The 5,570-nt window shown below is 54.1% G+C and carries 7 protein-coding genes; 3 read left to right on the top strand and 4 right to left on the bottom strand.

Going from position 1 to position 5,570, the window contains the following annotated elements:
• Positions 1–306 (bottom strand): iron-containing alcohol dehydrogenase (locus ACWYRJ_RS20395; protein ID WP_455508521.1); only part of this gene is annotated, 306 nt, incomplete at its 3' end.
• 194 nt (positions 307–500) lie between these two features.
• On the opposite strand from ACWYRJ_RS20395, the gene ACWYRJ_RS20390 reads away from it, so the two are divergent.
• A complete protein-coding gene (locus ACWYRJ_RS20390) occupies positions 501–1,400 on the top strand; it encodes an AraC family transcriptional regulator (RefSeq protein ID WP_115876279.1) in 900 nt (299 codons plus the stop codon).
• 47 nt (positions 1,401–1,447) lie between these two features.
• Here the strand turns inward: ACWYRJ_RS20390 and yghB are convergent, their stop codons facing one another.
• Together yghB and metC are read right to left on the bottom strand one after the other, a co-directional pair.
• Positions 1,448–2,107: a DedA family general envelope maintenance protein YghB gene (yghB, locus tag ACWYRJ_RS20385; protein WP_023309176.1), complete on the bottom strand. Its 660-nt coding sequence runs from the start codon at positions 2,105–2,107 to the stop codon at positions 1,448–1,450.
• Positions 2,108–2,250: 143 nt separating this feature from the next.
• The gene (metC, locus tag ACWYRJ_RS20380) at positions 2,251–3,438 is read right to left on the bottom strand and encodes a cystathionine beta-lyase (protein ID WP_455508520.1); all 1,188 of its coding nucleotides are present in this window, start codon (positions 3,436–3,438) and stop codon (positions 2,251–2,253) included.
• Between the two features lie 251 nt (positions 3,439–3,689).
• Here metC and exbB point away from each other — a divergent pair, with 251 nt between their 5' ends.
• Together exbB and exbD are read left to right on the top strand one after the other, a co-directional pair.
• Positions 3,690–4,421 carry a tol-pal system-associated acyl-CoA thioesterase gene (exbB, locus tag ACWYRJ_RS20375; protein WP_023333405.1) on the top strand — a complete coding sequence of 244 codons (732 nt, stop codon included), beginning with the start codon at positions 3,690–3,692 and terminating at the stop codon, positions 4,419–4,421.
• Positions 4,422–4,425: 4 nt separating this feature from the next.
• The gene (gene exbD / locus ACWYRJ_RS20370) at positions 4,426–4,851 is read left to right on the top strand and encodes a TonB system transport protein ExbD (RefSeq protein WP_023309173.1); all 426 of its coding nucleotides are present in this window, start codon (positions 4,426–4,428) and stop codon (positions 4,849–4,851) included.
• A 42-nt stretch (positions 4,852–4,893) separates the two neighbouring features.
• Here exbD and ACWYRJ_RS20365 read toward each other — a convergent pair whose 3' ends face one another.
• Positions 4,894–5,343 (bottom strand): cytoplasmic protein, encoded by a 450-nt coding sequence (locus tag ACWYRJ_RS20365; RefSeq protein ID WP_455508519.1) that lies wholly within the window; start codon positions 5,341–5,343, stop codon positions 4,894–4,896.
• Between the last annotated feature and the right edge of the window lie 227 nt (positions 5,344–5,570).

Raw genomic sequence — 5,570 nt, 5'->3', positions numbered from 1 at the left:
TTTGGTGCCGTCCAGTACGGAGCCGCCGCCGACGGCCAGCAGGAAGGTGACGTTTTCTTCGCGGGCAATTTTCACCGCGTTCATCAGCGTTTCGTAAGACGGGTTTGGTTCGATACCGCCGAACTCACGCACGTCCAGACCGTCCAGCGCGCTATAAACCTGATCCAGTACGCCGGTTTTTTTCACGCTGCCGCCACCGTAGGTGATCAGTACGCGGGCGTCAGCAGGGATCTGCGCGCGCAGGTCAGCGATAGCGTCTTTACCAAACAGAATGCGGGTTGGGGTGTGAAGATTAAAGTTGTTCATTGCTCGTTCCCTTTAGTGGGTGAAAAACCGTGGTGCGCAGAGGGCGACCTGATGCTGCACATTGTGGCCGTCCGGGGCTATCCCCTCAATGCACATTCCTGCCGATGTCTTGCCCATTTCTACAGAGCGCTGGAGAAAGCGCGGAAAACGACGCACACTGTTAGCGTCGAAAACCGTACCCGGAGTAACGCAAGATGAACCGTGAGGCTATCTGCCAGCAGCTCACTGTGCAGATTAAGAGATTGATAGATAATGAGAATCGTGCCAGCGATCTGCTGCCGGATATTCGCCTGCTCTATGGCACGCAGCCGGGGACACGCACGCCGGTCATGTATCAGCCGGGCATCGTTTTTCTCTTTTCAGGCCATAAAATTGGCTATATCAACGAGCGCGTGTTCCGCTACGACACCAATGAATATCTTCTCCTGACGGTACCTTTGCCCTTTGAATGTGAAACCTTCGCGACAGAGGCGGTTCCGCTGGCGGGTATTCGCGTCAATGTCGACATCCTCCAACTGCAGGAGCTGCTGATGGAGATTGGCGAAGATGAACTCTTTCAGCCTTCGATGGCCTCGAGCGGGATTAATTCGGCGACGCTGTCTGAAGAGATCCTCTGCGCCATTGAGCGTCTGCTGGACGTGATGGAGAGGCCGCTGGACGCGCGTATTCTGGGCAAGCAGATCGTCCGCGAAATTCTCTACCACGTGCTGCTGGGCCCGGGCGGCGGGGCGTTACTGGCTCTGGTGAGCCGACAGACCCACTTCAGCCTGATAAGCCGCGTGCTCAAGCGTATCGAGAGCCAGTACACGGAAAACCTCAGCGTCGACCAGCTGGCGGCGGAAGCAAACATGAGCGTCTCGGCGTTTCACCATAACTTTAAATCGGTGACCAGCACCTCTCCGCTGCAGTACCTCAAAACCTACCGGCTGCATAAGGCGCGGATGTTGATGATCCACGACGGCATGAAGGCCAGCGCGGCGGCGATGCGGGTGGGCTATGAAAGTGCGTCGCAGTTCAGCCGGGAGTTTAAGCGCTATTTCGGCGTCACGCCGGGAGAGGATGCGTCACGTATCAGAACGATGCAGGGAGCCTGAGGGGAAACACAGGCCGGGTAAGCGACAGCGCCACCCGGCTTGTTGAATTATGCGCTGCAGTACTTCTTCTTAATCACCACCGCGATGGTTCCCACCAGACCCGCCACCAGCAGGAACATCGGCAGCACCATCAGGAAGGTCATCACCTGATCTTCGTGGTGTTTCACAAAAGGGATCATATTCAGCGCATAGCCGAGCGTGGTGACTACACCCACCCACAGCAGGGCGCTCAGCCAGTTGAAGAACTGGAAGCGGCGGTTCGACAGACCGGAAATGCCCGCCATCGTCGGCAGAAGGGTGCGAACAAACGCCAGGAAACGCCCCGCCAGCAATGCCAGCAGGCCGTGGCGATCGAACATGCAGGTCGCACGCTGATGATATTTATGCGGTAACTGCGCCAGCCAGCCTTTTACGACGCGGGTATTCCCGAGCCAGCGGCCCTGCAGATAGCTCAACCAGCAGCCCAGGCTGGCTGCGGAGGTGAGAATAACCATCGTTGGCGTGAAGTCCATGACGCCTTTCCCGATTAACGCCCCGGCAAGTAAAAGCAGGCTATCACCGGGTAAAAACGAGGCTGGCAGTAATCCATTTTCCAGAAACAGAGTTGCGAACATCACGAGGTAAACGATACCGACGACGTGAGGATCCGCCAGCGCGGCAAAGTCGTGTTGCCAGAGCGCCGCGATAATATCTTGAATAACAGCCATGGACTTTCCTGTGGAACAGCAGATATAGCGCTATTGTACTCCCTTATTCGCCCGTCGGGTTTGATCCCGGGCGCAACTCATGCAGACTTTTCTGCTTGCGGTGTTCACAAAAGCGTCCAGAGAGTACATTTTCAGCCAGCACTCTACACGATACGCTCGAACCCTGCTGCTAAATCGGCAATCAGATCGTCAACATTTTCTAAACCGATATGCAGTCGTATCAGGGTACCGCTGAAGTCTACTTCACCCCCGGGGCGAAGGGCCGCGATCTGTTCCGGCTGGTTAGCCAGGATCAGGGATTCAAAACCGCCCCAGGAGTAGGCCATGCTGAAAAGGGTAAAATTATCCAGAAAGCTCGCCAGCTCGTCGTTATTCAGCCGCTTTTTCAGTACGAATGAGAACAACCCGCTGCTGCCCGTAAAGTCACGCTGCCAGAATTCGTGGCCTTTACTGCCTGGTAACGCGGGATGATTTACGCGCTCAACCAGCGGATGCTGCCCCAGCCATTCGGCGACCTTCAGGCTGCTTTCATGGTGCTGACGCAGACGAACGCCCAGCGTGCGGATACCGCGGCTGGTCATGTAGGCCGTGTCGGCATCCACCATCTGGCCCATCAGGTAGGCATTTTCACGCAGCTGATCCCAGCAGCGCGCGTTGGAGACCGCAGTACCAATCATGCCGTCAGAGTGGCCTATCAGGTATTTCGTTGCCGCCTGAATCGAAATATCAATGTCGAATTCCAGCGCTTTGAACAGCACGCCTGCCGCCCAGGTGTTGTCGATCATAACGATCGCCTCTGGCGCTTTGCTGCGTACGGCCTTCACGATAGCCGGCACGTCGTGAACTTCCATGGTGAGCGACCCCGGAGATTCCAGGAACACAATGCGCGTGTTTGGTTGAATAAGTTCGGCAATGCCTTCACCAATCAGCGGGTCGAACCAGCCGGTCGTTACCCCGAGCTTGCTGAGGATTTTGGTGCAGAAGTCCTGGCTGGGTTCATAGGCGGTGTTGGTCATCAGGATATGGTCGCCCTGTTCCACAAACGCCAGAATGGTGTTGGCGACCGCCGCCGCCCCGCACGGGAAGAGCGCACAGCCCGCGCCGCCTTCCAGCTCGCACATCGCTTCCTGCAGAGAAAAATGGGTTAGCGTGCCGCGACGGCCATAAAACAGCCCGCCTTTCGCGCGGTTACGCGTGGCGTTTTTTTTCTCCTCAACGGTGTCAAACACCAGCGAGGAGGCTCGTTGAATCACGCTGTTGACCGATCCCTGAGTATATTTTTTGCTGCGTCCTGCCTGTACCAGCGTGGTATCAAGATGCTTCTTTGTCATGTTCGCTAACCCTGTTTTTATACGTCTGGACGTCCAGACTACCACGATTGGAAAAAACTGCACCCCGAGGCTTATCGAATAAGCAGAAAATATTAGCAAAAAACCGCATAAGAAATTTTTACTGCGTAAGCGCAAGGAAAGTGAGCGAAAATTACGGCACCATGCAAATACTAATGAGAACTACTATCAATTCGACGACGTTTTGATATTATTACGCTCAGATTTTGTGATTTGCGTCCTGGAGATACAGAGTGGGTAATAATTTGATGCAGACGGATCTCTCCGTATGGGGCATGTATCAGCATGCTGACATCGTGGTTAAGATTGTGATGATCGGCCTGATTCTGGCGTCCGTTGTCACCTGGGCTATCTTCTTCAGCAAAAGTGCCGAGTTGCTTTCGCAGAAGCGTCGCCTGAAGCGGGAACAGCAGCAGCTGGCTGAAGCCCGCTCTCTGGATCAGGCTTCAGATATGACCTCATCTTTCCACGCGAAAAGCCTGACTACCCTGCTCGTGAATGAAGCGCAGAACGAGCTGGAACTCTCCGCAGGCAGTGAAGATAACGAAGGCATCAAAGAGCGTACCGGTTTCCGCCTGGAGCGCCGCGTTGCGGCCGTTGGCCGACACATGGGGCGCGGCAATGGTTATCTGGCTACCATCGGCGCGATCTCACCGTTCATCGGTCTTTTCGGCACGGTCTGGGGCATCATGAATAGCTTTATCGGTATCGCGCAGACCCAAACTACCAACCTGGCGGTCGTGGCGCCGGGTATCGCAGAAGCGCTGCTGGCGACAGCAATCGGTCTGGTTGCCGCTATCCCGGCGGTGGTCATCTATAATATCTTCGCGCGTATGATTGGCAGCTATAAAGCGACTCTTGGAGACGTTGCCGCGCAGGTTCTGCTGCTGCAAAGTCGCGATCTCGATCTGAATGCCAGCTCGGTTAAGCCGGTGCATGCGGCGTCTAAACTGCGCGCAGGTTAATAGTATGGCGATGCGTCTAAACGAAAATCTGGACGATAACGGCGAAATGCATGAAATCAACGTGACGCCGTTTATCGACGTCATGCTGGTTCTGCTGATTATCTTCATGGTAGCTGCACCGCTGGCGACGGTGGATGTGAAGGTGAATCTGCCGGCATCTTCCAGCCAGCCCCAGCCGCGCCCGGAGAAGCCTATTTACCTGTCGGTGAAAGCGGATAAATCCATGTTCCTCGGGAACGACCCGGTGACGGCCGACTCAGTCATCCCGGCGCTGGAGCAGCTTACGGGCGGAAAGAAAGACACTACGGTCTTCTTCCGTGCGGATAAAACCGTTGATTATGAAACCATGATGAAGGTAATGGACACGCTGCATCAGGCGGGTTACCTGAAGATTGGACTGGTCGGCGAAGAAAAGGCGGCCTCGAAGTGATAAAGAAGCTGGCGAAAGCCGGCTTTTTTTATGCCTGTCGGTTTATGCGCTTTTGTTATTCGTTGGTGCGGCAGAAGGAGTTGCCAGCGCGTCCTCATCAAGCGCAACGCAGGTGACGTTTGAGGTACGGTACTCACCGTCTGACAGCTTGCGCGTCAGACGCAGGGTGGCGATTTCTCTGGCAAGCAGATACTGATAATTGGCCTCGAGGTGCCCCAGAAGCTTCTCTTTCAGCTCTGGCCGCTGTTCAATGATGGCATTCATCACGGCACCGTAAATTTCTTCTTTGACCTGCAGCGGATAAATTTCACGGCGATTCTGCCATTTAAGCCGAACCAGCGTCGCCGGGATCGATACCAGGTCTTGTGTAATGCGCGTCATCTCGTCATTTTTTGTGTTTCGTAGTACGTCGAGATTTTGCTTTAAGATAAATTCATCACTTTTTTTATCATCTAAAGTCAAATAAACGTCGTTATTTTTAACTTCTTTCACGTTAATCTTCCCCCAGGCTATAAAAAATTGGGTTGTTTTTTTCGCGCGTAATTAAATTAAGCCAAATTTCATTGCCCGCTTCATTAATTTCTTCGGTTTTCTCGGCTATTATTTGACTTAGGGAAGGTGCGAACAAGTTCCTGATATGAGATCATCATATTCATCCGGAGCGCATCCCAGAGGGACATCATGAGCCATCAACTCACCTTCGCCGATAGTGAATTCAG

The sequence above is a fragment of the Enterobacter sp. genome, assembly GCF_977039595.1.
Note: the sequence above shows the minus strand (reverse complement) of the source record. Positions and strands in the feature narration are given on the sequence as shown.